This window comes from Roseateles sp., from assembly GCF_965229315.1.
Lineage (GTDB): Bacteria > Pseudomonadota > Gammaproteobacteria > Burkholderiales > Burkholderiaceae_C > Pelomonas.
In genome coordinates this window covers 3988609-4005329 of record NZ_CBDDJA010000002.1, presented here as the reverse complement: position 1 = coordinate 4005329, position 16721 = coordinate 3988609, and the positions used below count along the sequence as shown (strand labels likewise).

At 70.7% G+C, this 16721-nt stretch carries 16 protein-coding genes; 11 read left to right on the top strand and 5 right to left on the bottom strand.

Going from position 1 to position 16721, the window contains the following annotated elements; genetic code table 11:
• Window positions 1–5: 5 nt before the first annotated feature.
• Entirely contained in the window at window positions 6–794 is a 789-nt protein-coding gene (locus ACO07H_RS23310; protein ID WP_422018539.1) for a substrate-binding periplasmic protein, read from the bottom strand.
• Between the two features lie 111 nt (window positions 795–905).
• On the opposite strand from ACO07H_RS23310, the gene ACO07H_RS23305 reads away from it, so the two are divergent.
• Window positions 906–1535: a LysE family transporter gene (locus tag ACO07H_RS23305; protein ID WP_422018538.1), complete on the top strand. Its 630-nt coding sequence runs from the start codon at window positions 906–908 to the stop codon at window positions 1533–1535.
• Window positions 1535–2437: a DMT family transporter gene (locus tag ACO07H_RS23300; RefSeq protein ID WP_422018537.1), complete on the top strand. Its 903-nt coding sequence runs from the start codon at window positions 1535–1537 to the stop codon at window positions 2435–2437. Before ACO07H_RS23305 ends, ACO07H_RS23300 begins: the two co-directional genes overlap by 1 nt.
• 1 nt (window position 2438) lies before the next feature.
• On the opposite strand, the gene ACO07H_RS23295 is transcribed toward ACO07H_RS23300, so the two are convergent.
• Window positions 2439–2921 (bottom strand): GFA family protein, encoded by a 483-nt coding sequence (locus ACO07H_RS23295; RefSeq protein WP_422018536.1) that lies wholly within the window; start codon window positions 2919–2921, stop codon window positions 2439–2441.
• A 153-nt stretch (window positions 2922–3074) separates the two neighbouring features.
• Here ACO07H_RS23295 and ACO07H_RS23290 point away from each other — a divergent pair, with 153 nt between their 5' ends.
• Window positions 3075–4058 carry a ProQ/FINO family protein gene (locus ACO07H_RS23290; protein WP_422018535.1) on the top strand — a complete coding sequence of 328 codons (984 nt, stop codon included), beginning with the start codon at window positions 3075–3077 and terminating at the stop codon, window positions 4056–4058.
• 32 nt (window positions 4059–4090) lie between these two features.
• Here ACO07H_RS23290 and ACO07H_RS23285 read toward each other — a convergent pair whose 3' ends face one another.
• Window positions 4091–5470 (bottom strand): leucyl aminopeptidase family protein, encoded by a 1380-nt coding sequence (locus ACO07H_RS23285; protein ID WP_422018534.1) that lies wholly within the window; start codon window positions 5468–5470, stop codon window positions 4091–4093.
• A 155-nt stretch (window positions 5471–5625) separates the two neighbouring features.
• On the opposite strand from ACO07H_RS23285, the gene ACO07H_RS23280 reads away from it, so the two are divergent.
• The 5 genes from ACO07H_RS23280 to ACO07H_RS23260 all read left to right on the top strand — a co-directional run bounded on the left by ACO07H_RS23280 (window position 5626) and on the right by ACO07H_RS23260 (window position 9793).
• Window positions 5626–5796, top strand: coding sequence for a hypothetical protein (locus ACO07H_RS23280; RefSeq protein WP_422018533.1), 171 nt, complete (start codon window positions 5626–5628; stop codon window positions 5794–5796).
• Window positions 5797–5914: 118 nt separating this feature from the next.
• Entirely contained in the window at window positions 5915–6499 is a 585-nt protein-coding gene (locus ACO07H_RS23275) for a hypothetical protein (protein ID WP_422018532.1), read from the top strand.
• A gap of 10 nt (window positions 6500–6509) precedes the next feature.
• The gene (locus ACO07H_RS23270; protein WP_422018531.1) at window positions 6510–7064 is read left to right on the top strand and encodes a tRNA-uridine aminocarboxypropyltransferase; all 555 of its coding nucleotides are present in this window, start codon (window positions 6510–6512) and stop codon (window positions 7062–7064) included.
• Between the two features lie 9 nt (window positions 7065–7073).
• Window positions 7074–9185: a protein-disulfide reductase DsbD family protein gene (locus ACO07H_RS23265; protein WP_422018530.1), complete on the top strand. Its 2112-nt coding sequence runs from the start codon at window positions 7074–7076 to the stop codon at window positions 9183–9185.
• Window positions 9182–9793, top strand: coding sequence for a redoxin domain-containing protein (locus tag ACO07H_RS23260; protein WP_422018529.1), 612 nt, complete (start codon window positions 9182–9184; stop codon window positions 9791–9793). Before ACO07H_RS23265 ends, ACO07H_RS23260 begins: the two co-directional genes overlap by 4 nt.
• A 7-nt stretch (window positions 9794–9800) precedes the next feature.
• On the opposite strand, the gene ACO07H_RS23255 is transcribed toward ACO07H_RS23260, so the two are convergent.
• Window positions 9801–10724 (bottom strand): glutaminase, encoded by a 924-nt coding sequence (locus ACO07H_RS23255; RefSeq protein ID WP_422018678.1) that lies wholly within the window; start codon window positions 10722–10724, stop codon window positions 9801–9803.
• Window positions 10725–10748: 24 nt separating this feature from the next.
• On the opposite strand from ACO07H_RS23255, the gene ACO07H_RS23250 reads away from it, so the two are divergent.
• The 3 genes from ACO07H_RS23250 (at window position 10749) to ACO07H_RS23240 (ending at window position 15166) form a co-directional block, all read left to right on the top strand.
• Window positions 10749–11690, top strand: a complete 942-nt coding sequence (locus ACO07H_RS23250) for a class I SAM-dependent methyltransferase (protein WP_422018528.1) — start codon at window positions 10749–10751, stop codon at window positions 11688–11690.
• 289 nt (window positions 11691–11979) lie between these two features.
• On the top strand, window positions 11980–12678 hold the full coding sequence (locus tag ACO07H_RS23245) for a PEP-CTERM sorting domain-containing protein (RefSeq protein WP_422018527.1): 699 nt from the start codon (window positions 11980–11982) through the stop codon (window positions 12676–12678).
• Window positions 12679–12775: 97 nt separating this feature from the next.
• Complete coding sequence (locus ACO07H_RS23240) at window positions 12776–15166, top strand: CehA/McbA family metallohydrolase (protein ID WP_422018526.1); 2391 nt, start codon at window positions 12776–12778, stop codon at window positions 15164–15166.
• A gap of 67 nt (window positions 15167–15233) precedes the next feature.
• Here the strand turns inward: ACO07H_RS23240 and ACO07H_RS23235 are convergent, their stop codons facing one another.
• A complete protein-coding gene (locus tag ACO07H_RS23235) occupies window positions 15234–16709 on the bottom strand; it encodes a serine/threonine-protein kinase (RefSeq protein ID WP_422018525.1) in 1476 nt (491 codons plus the stop codon).
• Window positions 16710–16721: the final 12 nt, after the last annotated feature.

The following is a 16721-nucleotide window of genomic DNA, read 5'->3' as shown; positions in this document are numbered from 1 at the left end:
GGCTTTCAGTCGATCAGCACGCTGTGCCGGGCAACCCGGTAGCGTTGGTAGTAGTGGCGGTTGTAGATGGCCGCCAAGGTGCCGTCCTCACGCATCTCGCGCATGGCCTGCTCCAGCTGCGGCAGTTGCGCGAGCAGCGGCGACGCCCGGGAGATGGCGATGGAGCGCGGCGTCGGGTCGGGCACGCGCAGCGGCGCGATCTCGACGTCGCGGTGCAGGCCGAGCTGGCCCAGCAGCGCGAGCGCCTGGTCCTGCGGCATGAGCACGGTGTCCACACGGCCGAGCATCAGCTTGCGCAACGAGGCCTCGGCGGTGGGCGCGGCATCCTTGATGAGCTGCGTGTCCTTGTCGAAGCGGTCGAAGTATTCGCTGCCCTGCTTGACGCCGATGCGCAGGCCTTGCAGGTCCTCGTAGCGGGCGACGCGGCGGGCGTCGACGCGGCGCAGCAGGAACACGCGGTCGCTGCTGGTGCGGCGGTACGGGGCCGCGAGGTACTGCAAGTAGCGCAGCCGCTCGGTGGACTGCTGCACGCCGATGACGAGGTCGGCCTCGCCAACTTCCAGCATCTTCAGGCAGCGCTTCAGGGGGCAGACGATGATCTGCAGTGGCCGGTCCAGGCGGCGCGCCAGCTCGCGCACGATCGCCGTGTAGGCGCCGCCAAACTGGCCGCCCTGGCGGGTTTTCCAGGGTTCGAGCTCGCTGAACGCGAAGCGCAGGGGCTGCGCGCAGGCGCACGCCGCAGCCAGCGCGAGGGCGGCGGCGGTCAGCAGACGGAACGAGGCAGGCGTGGGCAAGGTGCCCGCAGTCTAGGCGGGCAATGCCTGACTTCCAGCGCCCCCCGGGGGGCGCGCGTGCTACAACCCGTGCCCCGCGGCGCGCAGTGATGCTGCGGTGTGGAGGTGCTCATGGAATTTTCGGTCTGGCTCGCGTTCTTCGCGGCATCCTGGGCGATCAGCCTGTCCCCCGGCGCAGGCGCCGTGGCCGCCATGAGCGCGGGCCTGAGCCACGGCTTCCGGCGCGGCTACTTCATGACCTTCGGCCTGATCCTGGGCATCGTCACGCAGGTCATCCTTGTCGGCGCGGGCCTCGGCGCACTGATCGCGGCCTCGTCGCTGGGCTTCGCGCTGGTGAAGTGGGCGGGCGTGGCCTACCTCGTGTTCCTCGGCGTGCAGCAGTGGCGCGCGCCGGCCAAGCCCATGGTGGCGGCGGACGACGGCGCGGTGCAGGTCACGCGCCGCCAATTGGTGCTGCGCGGCTGGGGCATCAACGCCGTGAACCCCAAGGGCACCGTCTTCCTGTTGGCCGTGGTGCCGCAGTTCCTGGACCTGCACGCGGCGCTGGCGCCGCAATACCTGGTCATCGGCGGCACACTCGCCTTCACCGACCTCGTCGTCATGGCCGGCTACACGGCGCTGGCCGCGCGGGTGCTGGCGGCGTTGAAGAGCGAAAGCCACATCAAGGCGTTGAACCGCGTGTTCGGCACGCTCTTCGTGGCGGCGGGCATGCTGCTGGCGACGTTCAAGCGCGCCGCCTGATGCCGGCGGCGGACAACGCACGCGGCCTCCCCACCTGGTGCCTGTTCCTGGTCCCGGTGCTGATCTGGGCCAGCACCTGGCACGTCATCCTCTACCAGCTCGACTCCGGGGTGCCCGTGCTGACCTCGGTCGGCTGGCGCTTCCTGCTGTCGGCGCTGATGCTGGCCGCGCTGGCGCGCCAGCAGGGCGCGTCGCTGAAGCTGCCACGCCATGCTCACGGCTACATGCTCGCAACCGGCGTCATCCAGTACGCCGGCAACTACTGGTCGGTCTACGAGGCCGAGCGCTTCGTGCCCAGCGGGCTGGTCGCGGTGCTGTTCTGCCTGATGGTGTTCATGAACGCCTTCGTCGCCTGGCTGCTGTGGCGCCAGCCGGTGAGCCGGCGCTTCCTGGCGGCGTCCAGCGGCGCGGTGCTGGGCGTGGCGCTGATCTTCTGGCCCGAGATCGCCGCCACCGGCGCGCGGCCGAATGCGATGCTGGGGCTGGGGCTGAGCTTCTTCGCCGTCGTCGCCGCCGTCATCGGCGGCTTCTTCACCATCGTGCTGACGCGCCGCGGCCTGCCGCTGGTGCCGGTGCTGGCCTGGAGCATGGGCTATGGCGCGGCCTTCCTGCTGGGGCTGTCGCTGGCCACCGGCAAGGGCTTGCGGTTGGACCTCACGCCGTCCTATCTGGCCAGCCTCGTCTACCTGGCCGCCTTCGGCTCCGTCATCGCGTTCACGCTGTACTACAAGCTCGCCGAGCGCAAGGGGCCCGCCCATGCCGCGTTGGTGGGCGTGCTGGTGCCGGTGATCGCGCTGGTCATCTCGGCCGTGTTCGAGGGCTGGCAGGCCACGCCGCAGGCCGTGGGCGGCATGGCGCTGTGCCTCGTCAGCCTGTTCGTGGCGACGCGGCCGGTGCGTTAGGCTAGAAGCCGTGCGCCGCGTGCCACTCGGCCAGCGACATGTCCGGGTAATGGTCGAAACGAGGGTCCTTCGGCTTGCCCTCCACCCGCACCCAGGGCGCCTTCGAATCGAGCAGGCCGTGCACGTTCTGCGGCGGCATGGGCAGCGGCGTGTCGATGGCGCCGGCATGCGGGTGCACCAGTTCCGGCCAGGTCGGGTCCCACAGCCACAACGCCGTGCCGCACTTGATGCAGAAGTAGCGCCGGGCGCTGCTCTTGTGCCTGCCCTTGCCGGTCTTGTTGGGCAGCCGGGCGCGGTAGATGCGCAGGTGCCGCTTGCCCTTGACCTTCATCGTGGCCGTCTGCGCGCCGAGATTGATCGCGTAGCCGCCCGTGCCTGCGGTCTTGCGGCAGATGGTGCAGTAACAGCGCATGAAGGGCACGGGCGAGTCGGCCTCGACCGAGAATCTGATGCTGCCGCAGTGGCAGGAACCTTCGAGATGCATGGGTGGCGCTTCGCAGGATGTCGACCAGCCGGCTTCGGCAATCGCAGTGCCTGAAAGCACGGCCCGTAGGACGACTGGGCCGGCGCGCGCACCTGAACGACAATCCCGCCCTTGCCCGATCGTGGGCTGCTGTGGGCTGCTTGCCGCTTTGCGATGAATTCCGATCTTCCCGATTCCGCCACGCCGACTGAAGTGGCGACCGACGTGTCCACGCAGTCGCCGTCCAGCGACGCGGTGCCCGAGGTGGCGGCCGACGTGGCTGCGCCGGTGACCGCCGCTGAGGCCGCCGCCGCACCTGCGCCTGCGCCTGCGCCCGCATCGGCCGCCCCGGCTGTCGATGCCACGGCCGAATTGAAGGCGCTGTTCCCGGCCCTTTTCACCGGCAAGGCCAAGCCCGTCAAGCTGCGCATCCAGGCCGACATCCAGGAGCGTGCGCCGGGCAGGTTCAGCAAGGCGCAGCTCAGCGCCTTCCTGCGCCGCCACACGGGCAGCACGGGCTACCTGATCGCGCTGACCCAGGCCAAGACCCGCTTCGACCTGGACGGCCAGCCGGCCGGCGAGATCACCGAGGAGCACCTGGCCGCGGCCAAGGAAGAGCTGGCGCGCCGCAAGGGCTTGCAGCAGGAGCGCCAGCAGGCCGATCAGGAGCGCCACCAGCTGGAAGCGCAGCAGCGCCGCAACCGCGCGCAACTGCTGTGGGACTTCGAACGCACGACGCTGACCGAGGCCAATTTCTGCGTGCTCAAGGGCGTGGTGCCCGAAGAGCTGCCCGGCCTGCTGGAGATCGCCCGCAAGGAGCGCGCCGAGGCGCCACCGGCCCCGCCGCGCGATGACCGCCGTGACGGCCCGCGCCGCGACGACCGCCGCCCTGGTCCCGGTGGCGGCCGGCCCGATGGCCGTGGCCCGCGTCGCCCCGAGCAGCGCTCGGAAGGCGGCCGGCGCGACCAGCCGCCGCGGGGTGGTCGCCCCCCGCGTGGCGAAGGTGGCCGCCCGCCGCAGCCAAGCCGCAAGCCCGCGCCGCAGCAGCCGGAGCAGGCCGCCCCGTCCCAGATGGCTCAAGCCCTGCAGGCCGCCAAGATCGCCAAGGCCGAGCCGGCAGCGGATCAGCCGCCGGCCCGGGATCAGGCGGCCGAGTGATCAGCCCGCGGCTTCAACGAGCCGCGGTTGGGTCACGCTGAATAACGCTGCTCCAGATAGGCCAGCAGCGTGCGGATCGTCTGCGCCTCCCCGCCCACCGGCCGCCCGGCGCGCGGCGTGTCGTTCCACGCGAACAGGTCGATGTGCAGCCAGTCCTGCTGGGCGGGCAGGAAGTCTTCCAGGAACAGCGCCGCATTGATGGCGCCGGCCAGCGCGCTTTTGCCCGTGTTGACGATGTCGCCGATGCTGCTCTCGATGCCGGCGTGGTACGGCGCCCACAGCGGCATGTGCCACAGCGGGTCGTCCAGCTTCAGGCCCAGGTCCACCAGGTCGCGGGCCGTGTCCATGTGCTTGGCGAACAGCGCCGGCAACTGCGCGCCCAACGCCACGCGCGCCGCGCCGGTCAGCGTGGCCAGGTCGATGACGAGGTCGGGCTTGCCTTCGGCGGCATAGGCCAGCGCGTCGCTCAGCACCACGCGGCCCTCGGCGTCGGTGTTGCCGATCTCGATGTGCAGGCCCTTGCGTGTCTTGATGACGTCACCCGGCCGGTAGGCATTGCCCGAGATCGAGTTCTCGACCGCCGGGATCAGCAGTTGCAGCCGCACCGGCAGCTTGAAGGCCATGATGAGCGTGGCCAGGCCCAGCGCGTTGGCCGCGCCGCCCATGTCCTTCTTCATCTGGCGCATGCCCTCGCCGCCCTTGATGTTCAGGCCGCCGGTGTCGAAGCAGACGCCCTTGCCGACCAGCGCCAGCCTGGGGTGCTTGGGGTTGCCCCAGTTCACCTCGATCAGGCGAGGTGAGCGCATGCTCGCGCGGCCGACCGCGTGGATGCTGGGGAAGTTCTTCTTCAGCAGCGCGTCGCCGACGACTTCCGAGAACGTCGCGCCGTACTGCCTGGCCAGCGCCTTGGCGGCGCCGGCCAACTCGGCGGGGCCCATGTGCTCGGCCGGCGTGTTGACCAGGTCGCGCGTCGCCACGATGGCGGTCGCCATGGCCAGGCCGCGTTCGGCGTCGGCGCCGGGCTTGAGCATCAGCGTGGCGGGGGCGCGCTTGGGCTGCTTGTAGAGGTCGAAGCGGTAGCCGCCCAGCTCCCAGGACATCGCCGCGCACTCGGGCAGCAGCGCCAGCCCGGCGTCGTCGAGCTTGTAGACGCCCTCCGGCAGCGCCAGCGGCAGGTGGCTCAGCGCGAACGGGTGGGCGGTGTGCGCGACACCGGCGAAGACCTGGGCCAGGCGGCCATCGGCGCCCGGCACCAGCGCGTGGGTGTCGGCGGCGCCGACGAAGCCGACCGTCGTCAGCCACTCGCGCGTGGCCGCGGGCAGGCTCGCCGCCAGCGCCTGGAAGGCGGCGCGGTCGACCGCGATGATGGGCGTGGCCTTGGACGGAAGGGTCTTCTTCAACTGGACGGTCATGACGGATCCTGGAATTCGGGAAGCCGGCATTGTCGGCACATCAACTTGCAAAGAAGTGTGACCGGCTTGTCAACCGCCATCCTAGGGGCGGCGTTGTGCTCCCAATCGCGCCGCTTTCGGGCCGCGAGACAAGCAAGACAGGCCAGACAGCCATGATGAAGATTCACTCCCGTACCGAACCGCAGCCCCGCCGCCTCCCTGTGCCGGAGATGGGCCTGGACTGGAGCGCCGACAAGGGCCGCAAGCACGAAGCCTTCGACACCGGCTTCTACAGCGGCGAGCGCCGGGGTCTGGCCCGCGCGATGCGCTTCGACCGCAAGCGCTGAGCAGCGGCCGCTGCGAGTCTCCAGCCCGCCGTCCGGCCCTCGGACGGCGGGCTTTGTTTTGTCCGGTCGGGAAATCCTCCCGGCCCCGTCGCGTCGCCAGCGCCGAGAATGCGGCCCCATGAAAGCCGCCCGCCGCTCCATTGCCTTCGCCTCCGGCGTCCTGCTGTACTGTTTTGGTGCAGGTGCGGCGATGAAGTACGCCGGCATCGGCCTGCCGCGGCAGGTCTACGCGTCGCTGGGTGGCCGCAACACGCTGCCCGTCATGCTGGGCGAGGCCATCGCCATCGTCGTGGCGCTGTTCATCGTCGCGACGATCTGGGCGTACCTGACGCTGCGTCCGGCGCGCCGCCGCCACCGGCCCTACGTCGCCTGGATGATGTCCGGCGTCGGCGTGGCTTGGGCGGGCTGGCTGATCTTCGGTGCCTTCAGCTTCGCGCTGAAGCCGCGGTCCTACTCGGCGCCGCTGCAGAGCATGGTGCTGTCGTCCAACGCCGCGCCGCTGTTCGGCGCGCTGAACATCTTCGGCATCGTCGGCGGTGTCTGGCTGGCCGGGAAGATGGCTCAGAAGCGGCAGTTGAGCCTGCCTACCACGCGCTCCCGCCGCCGCGAGCAGGCGGGCCAGGACGCGGCCGATGCCGACGCCGGCCCGGACAGCGGCGCGTCGACGGTCGCGCCGGCCACGCTGTCGCCGCCGATCCGTTGAGCCGGCGCTGATGCCCCGCGCGGTCTGCCCGCGCTGCGAGCGGCCGGCCTGCACCTGCCTGTGCACCACGCTGCCGCCGCCGGTGGCGGTGAGCACCCGGCTGCTGATCCTGCAGCACCCGGTGGAGGCCGGACATGCCAAGAACACCACCGCCTTCCTGACCCTGGGGCTGAGCCCGGCGGCGCAGTTGCTGCGCGGCGAGGTGTTCGATGCGGCGCTGGCCAGCCCCGGAACCGCGCTGCTCTATCCAGGTGAAGGCGCGCCGCTGGCGCCGACCGACGTGGATCGGTTGATCCTGCTGGACGGCAACTGGCGCCAGAGCCGGCGCCTGCTGGCCGCCAACCCCTGGCTGGCCGCGCTGCCCCGACTGGCGCTGCCCGTGCAGCCCGGCCGCTATGCGATCCGCCGCGCCCATCGCCCGGGGCAGCTGTCCACGCTGGAGGCCGGCCTGCACGCGCTGGCGCTGCTGGAAGGCCAGCCAGAACGCTTCGATCCGCTGTGGGCAGCGTTCGACGAATTCGTCCGCACGGGCATGACGAACCGGGGGAAAACCGGTTTGGCCTAGCATGGCGGGATGTTGTCGTTCCTGCGCCCCCTGATCCCGGCCCTTCTGGCCGCCCCCCTGCTGGCCCTGGCGGCGCCGCCGCAGGCTGCCACCGAACACGTGCAGGCCCGCCTGGTGTCCAGCCAGTCCACGGTGGCGCCGGGCCAGCGCTTCACCGTGGCGCTGGAACAGAACATCAAGTCGCACTGGCACACGTACTGGATCAACCCGGGCGACTCCGGCCAGGCGACCAGCATCGACTGGATGGGCGCCGAGGCCGGCCCCATCCAGTGGCCCACGCCCACCGTGCAGCCCATCGGCCCGCTGGTCAACTACGGCTACGAGGGCCGCGCGGCGCTGCTGGTCGAGCTGACCGTGCCGGCCGATGCCAAGGCCGGCAGCCGCTTCAAGCCCACCGCCGAGGTGCGCTGGCTGGTCTGCAAGGATGTCTGCATTCCCGAGCAGGTGAGCCTCGGGCTGGACTTGCCAGTCGTCGGGTCGGCCGCCGCGGCCAAGGCCGGCGACGACGCGGCACAGATCGAGGAATGGCGCGGCCTCATCCCCAAGCCGGCGAACTTTGCCGTGCAGATCAAGCCGGCGCCGCAAGGCGTGCGCCTGAGCGGCCCGACGCCCGGCGTCACCAAGGCCTACTTCTTCGCCGACACGTGGGGCGCCGTCACGCACAGCGCACCGCAGGCGCTGAAGTCCGAGGGCGGCGGCTGGGCGCTGGACGTGCCGGCCGGCGAGGAGCCGGTGGCCGCCGGCAAGCCGCTGTCGGGCGTGCTGGTGTTGACCACCGGTGCCGGCGACCAGGCCTGGGCCCTCTCCGCGCCCATGCCCGAAGGCGCCGGCAAGGGCCCCGGCCCGGCCGACTTCAGCGCCCCGGACGCCGGCACCGCACCGGCCGCCGCCACGCCCGCCCCCGAAAGCGACCTGGGCCTGCTGCCCGCCCTGGCGCTGGCGCTGGTGGGCGGGCTGATCCTGAACCTGATGCCCTGCGTCTTCCCGGTGCTGTCCATCAAGGCGCTGGCGCTGGTGAACAAGGGCAACCACAAGGCCGAGGGCCTGGCCTACACGGCCGGCGTGCTGGTCAGCTTCCTGGCGCTGGCGGCCGTGCTGATCGCGCTGCGTGCCGGCGGCCAGCAGGTGGGCTGGGGCTTCCAGTTCCATTCGCCGGTGTTCGTGCTGGTGGTGGCCTACCTGCTGTTCCTCGTGGGCCTGAGCCTGTCGGGCTTCTTCGAGATCGGCGGCCGCATCACCGGCATCGGCTCGGGCCTGGCCGCGCGCGACGGCCTGGCCGGCAGCTTCTTCACCGGCGTGCTGGCGGCCGTGGTCGCCACGCCGTGCACGGCGCCGTTCATGGGCGCGGCGCTGGCGTTCGCGCTGTCGCAGCCGGCCATGGTGATGATCGCCGTGTTCCTGGCGCTGGGCCTGGGCCTGGCGCTGCCCTTCCTGGTGCTGGCGTTCTGGCCGGCCGCACAGCGCTGGCTGCCGCGCCCCGGCGCGTGGATGGACAAATTCAAGCAGTTCCTGGCCTTCCCGATGTACGCGGCCGTCGTCTGGCTGCTGTGGGTGCTGGCCCAGCAGGCCGGGCCGGACGGCGTGGCGCTGGCGCTGGGCGGCCTGGTGCTGATGGCCTTCGGCCTGTGGTGGCGCAACGCCAGCGGCGCGAGCGCGCTGGGCACCGGCGCGGCTGTTGTCAGCATCGTGATGGCGCTGGGCGTGGCGACCTGGATCAAGCCGGTGTCGGCCGACGTGCGCACGGCGGGCGAATCGACGGAGGCCTTCAGCAGCGAGCGCCTGGCGGAGCTGCGCGGCCAGAACAAGCCGGTGTTCGTGAACCTCACGGCCGCCTGGTGCATCTCCTGCCTCGTCAACGAGCGCGTCGCGTTGTCGCGCCCCGAGGTGCACGAGGCCTTCGCCAAGGCCGGCGTCGTGTATCTGAAGGGCGACTGGACGCGCGAGGACCCGAAGATCACCGCCGTGCTGAAGGCCCATGGCCGCTCCGGCGTGCCGCTGTACCTGTATTACGCGCCGGGCGCCGCCGAGGCCCAGGTGCTGCCGCAGATCCTCACGCCCGGCCTCGTCGTCGAGGCCGTCTCTTCACCCCCATCCGCCACGACCTCCCGGAGTTCGACATGATGAAACTGCTTCGCCGCACGCTGATCGTCGCCGCCATCGCCGCGCCGGCCTTCGCCCATGCCGCCGCCACCGTCGATGCACCCGCGCCTGCCTTCTCGGCCGTGACGGCCGATGGCAAGACGGTGTCCCTGGCCGACTACAAGGGCAAGACCGTCGTGCTGGAGTGGACCAACCACGACTGCCCCTACGTGAAGAAGCACTACGGCAGCGGCAACATGCAGGCGCAGCAGAAGGACGCCGCGGCCCAGGGCGTGGTGTGGCTGCAGGTCATCTCGTCGGCGCCTGGCCAGCAGGGCTTTGTCGACGGCGCCACGGCGCAAAAGCTCAATGCCGACCGCAGCGCCGTGCCTGCGGCCACGTTGCTGGACCCCAAGGGCGACCTGGGCAAGCTTTACGGCGCGCAGACGACGCCGCACCTGTACGTCATCAAGGCAGACGGCACGCTGGCCTACAAGGGCGGCATCGACAGCCTGGCCACCGCCGACAAGGCCGACATTGCCAGGGCCGAGCCCTATGTGAAGGAAGCACTGGCCGCCGTGGCTGCCGGCAAGAAGGTCGAGAAGGCGTCGACGCGGCCTTACGGCTGCAGCGTCAAGTACGCCAGTTGAGTTCGCGCTAGAAGACGGACAGCCCCGTCTTCGCGACGAACAGCTCCAGCGCGCGGCGGCCCAGCAGCGAGTTGCCGGTCGGGTCCAGCGCCGGCGACCACACGCACAGGGACAGCCGGTCCGGCACGACGGCGATGATGCCGCCGCCCACGCCGCTCTTGCACGGCAGGCCGATGCGGAAGGCGAACTCGCCGGCCGCGTCGTAGGTGCCGCAGGTCAGCATCAGCGCGTTGACGCGCCGCGTCTGCGCCGTGCTGAGCACCGGCGTGCCGGCCAGCGGATGCCGGCCGTCGCGGCACAGGTAGCCCGCGGCGCAGGCCACCTGTTCGCAGCTCATGCGAATGGCGCACTGGTTGAAATAGACGTCCAGCACGGTGGCCACGTCGTTGTCCAGCGTGCCGAAGCTCTTCATGAAGTTGGCCAGCGCGCGGTTGCGAAAGCCCGTGTCCGCCTCGGACTGCGCCACCTCCGCGTCGATGTGGATGGGCTCGCCGCACAAGCGGCCGAGCAGCGCCAGCAGCTCGTCCTTGGCGGCGCCCAGCGACACCAGCCGGTCCGCCACGGCGATGGCGCCGGCATTGATGAACGGGTTGCGCGGGATGCCGCGCTCCGTTTCCAGCTGCACCAGCGAATTGAACGCGTTGCCCGAGGGCTCGCGGCCGATGCGGTCCCACAGCGCCTCGTCCAGCGAGCGGATGGCCAGCGTCAGCGAGAACATCTTGGACATGCTCTGGATGGAGAACGGCACGGCGCTGTCGCCGGCCGCGGCCGTTTCGCCCGCGCAGGTGCGCAGCGCGATGCCGAACTGGCGTGGCGACACCCGCGCCAGCGCCGGGATGTAGCTGGCGACCGTGCCGCCGGCCGTGGCCAGCAGCGGCCGCAGTTCGGCGTCGATGTCGTCGAGGATCGCTTGGAAGTCCATGGCGGCCATTCTGGCCCGGGACAATCGCCCCCCATGCAAGCCTTGCTCGACACCATCGCCGCCCTGGCCGGGATGCCCACGGATGCCCAGCGCCTGTTCCACGGCCGCGGCGGCCTGCATCCCGGCTGCGAGCACCTGACGCTGGACGCCTACCCGCCGGTGCTGCTGCTGACCAGCTTCAAGCCCTTGCCCGAGGCGCAGGTGGCCGTGGTCGGCGACGCGCTGGCCCGGCGCTGGCAGGCGATCGCCCCCGAGGGCCCGGCGCTCAGCTGGGTGCTCCAGTGCCGCCAGGAAGGCGGCCGCGTCGAGACGCGCCTGATGGCGGGCGCCGTGCCCGAGCCGCACGTCGTCGCGGAGGCCGGTGCGCCGGGTACCCGCTACCTCGTGCACCTGCTGCGCGGCCAGAACCACGGCCTGTTCCTGGACATGGCCGAGGGTCGGCGCTGGGTGCGCGGGCACGTGGTGCCCGGCGCCAAGGTGCTGAACCTGTTCGCCTACACCTGCGCGTTCTCGGTGGTCGCGCTGCAGGCGGGCGCGGCCGAGGTGGTCAACGTCGACATGGCCTCCGGTGCGCTGGCGACCGGCCGCACCAACCATGAGCTCAACGGCGTGAAGGCCGGCGCGAAGTTCCTGGCCCATGACATCTTCAACTCCTGGGGCAAGCTGACGCGGGGCGGCCCGTACGACCTCGTCATCTGCGACCCGCCCAGCTTCCAGAAGGGCAGCTTCGTCGCCAGCAAGGACTACGCGCGCCTGGCGCGGCGGCTGCCCGGGCTGCTGGCGCCGGGCGGGCAGGCGCTGCTGTGCCTGAACGCGCCGGAGCTGGGCGTGGACTTCCTGCGCGATGCGGTGGCCGAGCACGCCCCCGAGCTGGTGTTCGCCGGGCGCGTGGCCAACCCGGCCGCGTTCACGGACGTGTCGCCCGAGCGGGCGCTGAAGGTGTTGGCCTACCGGATGCCCGACCCGGGCGCCTGACGGCGGCGGGCCGGCCCGCGGACCCGAAAGCGTGTCGCCGTTGCAACGGGAATGCGGATGGCATCCCCCGCGAATGCGGGAGGGTGCAGGTCCCCTTGCCAAGCTGAAAAACAGCGTGATCCCCAGGAGCGACGCGGGTTTGCGGGCCGGTGGCCCACCTGCGCACGGACGCAATGCCCGAGTGCTTCACGAAATCTTTCCTACTCCGTAAAAAAGCGTCACTACGCTCGCGCCGCGCGTCGGGAAGGGGTCTCGGCGCTCGCCATCTGCACTTCCTAACCACGCCACCATGCAAATCCGCTCCATCGCCCTCGCCGCCCTCGTGGCCACCAGCTTCGCCGCCCATGCCGACATCGTCGCCCTGTGGGACTACAGCGCCACGCCCACCACCACCAAGCAAACCCAAAGCGCCAACGGCGCGTCATTCGCCGCCATCGGCGGCATCGTCACCAGCTTTGCTGGCGGCGTGACCAACCAGGCCCTCAACACCGCCACCTACGCCGCACAGGGCGCGGGCAACCTGACGCGCGGCGTGGAATATGACGTCGATACCTCGGGCTACACCGACATCGTGCTGACCTTCGCCCAGCGCAACAGCGCCACGGCCTCGGCCTGGACGACGCTGCAGTACACGCTGGACGGCGGCGACACCTGGACCTTCGCCACCACCTTCCAGATGCCGGCGGCCGCGTCGACCACGTTCGTCTCGGGCATCACGTTCGACTTCAGCAGCATCACCGGCGCCAACGACAACCCGCTGTTCGGCGTCCAGCTGCTGGCCAGCTTCGCCCCGGGCACCAGCGCCTACGCCGCCACCGGCACGGGCTCCAGCTACGGCACGGGCGGCACCATCCGCTACGACAACGTGCTGTTCAGCGGCACCGCCATTCCCGACACCGCGCCCATCCCCGAGCCGCACACCTACGCGCTGATGCTCGCCGGCCTGGCCGCGGTCAGCCTGGTCGCCCGCCGCCGCCGCGCGGGCTGACCCGCGCCGCCCGCCCACCCGTTCCATCCCACAAGACACTCACACCGAGGACGTCGTGAACGCTCAATTCCTCTCCCTGCGCCCGCTCGTGGCGTGCATGTTGCCCCTGCTGCTGGCCGCCTGCGGCGGCGCCAACGGGCCCTCCGCCACGGCGACCGCCGCGGCCACCGACAGCATGGCGCGCGCCGCCTCGGTGGACGCCAGCGCCAAGCACCCGGACCACCACGAGTTCGAGGCCGAACTGCAGGTGCCGTTCACCAGCGCGGTGGCCAGCGGCGCACGCCGCTTCAGCGTGGCGATGAACTACCTGGGCGCGCCGGAGGGCGAGCAGTTCGCGTACCGGCTGGAACTGGTGGCGGCGGATGGCCGCGTCGTGCAGACCTACAGCGGCATCACGCGCTACGCCGGCAAGCCGGTGACGCTGGACTTCGACTGGGCCGGCCGCGGTGAGAAGTCGGCGCTGGCCGACGGCATCTACGAGGCCCGCCTGACCGCGTTCGCGGTCGCCGCCGACGTGGCCGCCAAGGGCGACAGCGACGACGCGCGCGTGCAGTCGCTGATGGGCGCGGACGAACACGGCCACGCGCCGCACGTCGAGACCTTCAAGTTCGCGCTGGGCGCCGCACCCACGGCCAAGATGCCCGCCTACCGGGCGATGGCCATGGGCGCCCAGCTCGGCCAGGGCGAGGAGCCGCGTGCCCGGGCACTGTCGGCCGCGGCCATCGCCAGCTGGCCGTACACGGTGTACTACGGCTCGCTGCACGGCCAGACCAACGACTCCGACGGCGGCGGCGACCTGGCCACCTGCAACTCCTCGCAGGCGGCGCAGACCGGCAAGTACGGCCCGGACACGGCTTTCCCCTATGCCAAGAGCAAGGGCCTGGACTTCTTCGCCAACACCGACCACAACCATTACTTCGACGGCAGCTCGGGCCTGGGCACCATCCCCGCGGCCACGGCCAAGAACCGCTACACCGCGGGCCTGACCATCGCCACGAACTACACGGCGGCCAACCCCGGCTTCCTGGCCATGTACGGCATGGAGTGGGGCGTCATCAGCGGCGGCGGCCACCTGAACATCTTCAACAGCGACGAGCTGTACTCCTGGGAGTACGACCCCAGCAACCAGCTCTACGGCCACCGCTTCGTCGCCAAGAACGACTACGCCACGCTGTACTCGGTGATGCGCGCGGCGGGCCAGGTCGGCCAGTTCAACCACCCCGACACGTCCGGGCAGTACATCATCAACGGCACCGACTTCGGCTACACCGCCGATGGCGACGAAGTCATGGTGCTGGCCGAGATCTCCAACACCAGCGCCTTCTCCAACAAGGACGACGAGAGCCAGCAGCCGGGTTCGGGCTACGAAAGCGCCTTCCGCAAGATCCTGGAGCGCGGCTTCCACGTGGCACCGGCCACCAACCAGGACAACCACTGCGCGAACTGGGGGTCGTCGTACACCAACCGCACGGCCATCCTGGTGCCCACCGGCACCGCGCTGACCAAGGCCAGCTTCGTCGAGGCGCTGAAGGCACGCCGTGTGTTCGCCACGCATGACAAGAACTCGCAGCTGGTGTTCAGTGCCAACGGCGCCATCATGGGCTCGCGCATCAACAACACCGGCGTGCTGGACCTGAGCATCGGTTTCGCCAACACCGCCGGCAAGACCGTGTCGCTGGTGGAGATCTGGCAAGGTGTGCCCGGCCGCAACGGCACGATGACGCTGCTGTCCAACAGCGCCACCTACAGCCACACGCCCACGGACGGCCTGCACGTGTACTACGCCAAGCTGACGCAGAACGACGGCAAGATCCTGTGGTCCGCGCCGATCTGGGTGAACCAGGGTGCCGCCAACAACGGTGACACCACGCCGCCCACCGTCAGCGCCAGCGAGACCGGCAACAGCGGCACGATCACGCTGTCGGCCACGGCGAGCGACAACGTCGGCGTGACCAAGGTCGAGTTCTGGGTCGACGGCGCGCTCAAGGGCACCGTCACGGCGGCGCCCTACAGCATGACGATGGATTCGCGCACGCTGCCCAACGGCACGCACACGCTGGTCGCCAAGGCGTTCGATGCCGCCGCCAACAGCGCGTCGTCCACGCCGGTGAGCTTCGAGGTGTCGAACGCCGGCGCGTCCAGCGGCGAGACGGAGCCGAACAACACCATCGCCGCTGCGAACGCGCTGGGCACGGCCACGACGGTCACCGGCTTCATCAGCACCGCCAGCGACAAGGACTACTTCAAGCTCGACCTGCCCGCCGGCAAGAAAATCCGCGTCGACATGGCCGGCCCCAGCGGCGTGGACTACGACCTCTACCTGGTCACGTCCACCGGCGCCGGCCTCGCGTCGTCGGAAGGCAGCACGGCGTCCGAGTCGCTGACGTACACGAACGGCACGACCGCGCGCACCGTCTACATCAAGGTGCAGAGCTATGGCGGTTCCAGCACCACGACGCCGTACACGCTGACGATCAGCTACCCCTGAGTGGCGATGACGTGAAAGACTGACAGGGGCCTTCGGGCCCCTTTTTCATGGTCGCGGGGTCAGGCGTTCAGGGCAGCTTGCCCAGTTCCGCCAGCAGCCTGGTCCGCGCGGCCGGGTCGGTCACGACCTCGGCCAGCCGGTTGAAGAACACCGCCCGGCTGTCGATGCCGGTGGCGGCGCGCTTCACGAGCACCTTGGCGATGGGGCCGACGTGCTGGGCCAGCAGCGCCTGCGCCTTGTCCATGACTGCGTCGTTCAGCGGTCCGCCGATGGCGGTGCCGGCGGCCGACCCCACGGAGCCGCTGCGCGAGCCCGCCGTCGGCGGCGAACCCGCGGTGCCGCCCGCCGTGCGCGGGGCGATGCCGGCCACCAGGCTGGCCTGGCCCAGGAAGGCGTCGCGCGCACGCGGGTCCGTGACCTGCTCGGCCAGCTTGCTGTACAGCTCGTTGATGTCGCTGCATTCGCGCGCGGCGCGCCGCACGAGCACGCCGGCCAGCGGGCCGACATGCCGGGCCAGCGTCATCTCGGCCTGGTTGAGCTGGCCCCGGTCCCAGTGCGACGGCGGCGGCGCGCTGGTGGTGCCGGCCGTCGAGCCGGGCAGCGATGCGCCCGAGAGCGACGCTGGCGCCTGCGTGGGCGTGGCCAGCGGCGGCACCGTGCGCACCCGCGCCGGTGCCAGCAGCACGGTCTTTTCCCAGGACGTGTCGTCGATGCCGCGGCCCACGGCATCGGTCAGCGCCTGCTTGAACTCCTCGGCGCTGGCGTAGCGGTCGTCCGGGCGCTTGGCGAGCGCGCGGGCGATGATGGCGTCGAACCAGCCGGGGCGGTCGGCGCCTTCGATGGTGGACGGCGGCTGCGGCAGCTCGTTGACGACCTTGTACATCAGCGCCTCGGTCGTGCCCGCGAACGGCGCGCGGCCGGTCAGCAGCTGGTACAGCACGACGCCCGCACCGTAGATGTCCACGCGCCGGTCCATGGGCTTGCCCAGGAACTGCTCGGGCGCCATGTGGCTGGGCGTGCCCACCATGTAGTGGGTCTGCGTGAGGCTGGTGCTCTCGATGCGCGCGATGCCGAAGTCGGCCACCTTGAGCCGCCCGCCGGCGGTCGTCATGATGATGTTGGCGGGCTTGATGTCGCGGTGCCAGACGCCCTTGTCATGCGCATGGCCCAGCGCATCGAGCAGCTGGCTCATGATGCCGGGGATGTCGGTGTCGGTGAAGCGCACCTTGGCGCTGAGGTAGCTGGCCAGCGACCGGCCCTCGACGAACTCCATCGCGATGTAGGCCACATGCTGGTCGCGGCCGAAGTCGTAGACGGCGACGATGCCCGGGTGCGTCAGCCGGCCCGCGGCCTGGGCCTCGTTGCGAAAGCGCGAGGCCGGCGCGCCGGGGCTGTCGTCGTCGGTGTCGAGCTGGGTGCGTATCGTCTTCAGCGCGACGGTGCGCTGGATGTCCGGGTCGAAACCCTTGTAGACGACGCCCATGGCGCCCTCGCCGAGGACTTCGGTGATCTGGTATTTGCCGAGCTGCTTGGGATGGTTCATGGAGGCTTGCCG

Coding starts and splice junctions, on each gene's coding strand:
- ACO07H_RS23260 (WP_422018529.1), top strand. CDS start 9,182: ATGATGAAACTGCTTCGCCGCACGCTGATCGTCGCCGCCATCGCCGCG.
- ACO07H_RS23275 (WP_422018532.1), top strand. CDS start 5,915: ATGAAAGCCGCCCGCCGCTCCATTGCCTTCGCCTCCGGCGTCCTGCTG.
- ACO07H_RS23270 (WP_422018531.1), top strand. CDS start 6,510: ATGCCCCGCGCGGTCTGCCCGCGCTGCGAGCGGCCGGCCTGCACCTGC.
- ACO07H_RS23255 (WP_422018678.1), bottom strand. CDS start 10,724: ATGGCCGCCATGGACTTCCAAGCGATCCTCGACGACATCGACGCCGAA.
- ACO07H_RS23285 (WP_422018534.1), bottom strand. CDS start 5,470: ATGACCGTCCAGTTGAAGAAGACCCTTCCGTCCAAGGCCACGCCCATC.
- ACO07H_RS23240 (WP_422018526.1), top strand. CDS start 12,776: ATGTTGCCCCTGCTGCTGGCCGCCTGCGGCGGCGCCAACGGGCCCTCC.
- ACO07H_RS23250 (WP_422018528.1), top strand. CDS start 10,749: ATGCAAGCCTTGCTCGACACCATCGCCGCCCTGGCCGGGATGCCCACG.
- ACO07H_RS23295 (WP_422018536.1), bottom strand. CDS start 2,921: ATGCATCTCGAAGGTTCCTGCCACTGCGGCAGCATCAGATTCTCGGTC.
- ACO07H_RS23265 (WP_422018530.1), top strand. CDS start 7,074: ATGTTGTCGTTCCTGCGCCCCCTGATCCCGGCCCTTCTGGCCGCCCCC.
- ACO07H_RS23235 (WP_422018525.1), bottom strand. CDS start 16,709: ATGAACCATCCCAAGCAGCTCGGCAAATACCAGATCACCGAAGTCCTC.
- ACO07H_RS23300 (WP_422018537.1), top strand. CDS start 1,535: ATGCCGGCGGCGGACAACGCACGCGGCCTCCCCACCTGGTGCCTGTTC.
- ACO07H_RS23280 (WP_422018533.1), top strand. CDS start 5,626: ATGAAGATTCACTCCCGTACCGAACCGCAGCCCCGCCGCCTCCCTGTG.
- ACO07H_RS23305 (WP_422018538.1), top strand. CDS start 906: ATGGAATTTTCGGTCTGGCTCGCGTTCTTCGCGGCATCCTGGGCGATC.
- ACO07H_RS23290 (WP_422018535.1), top strand. CDS start 3,075: ATGAATTCCGATCTTCCCGATTCCGCCACGCCGACTGAAGTGGCGACC.
- ACO07H_RS23245 (WP_422018527.1), top strand. CDS start 11,980: ATGCAAATCCGCTCCATCGCCCTCGCCGCCCTCGTGGCCACCAGCTTC.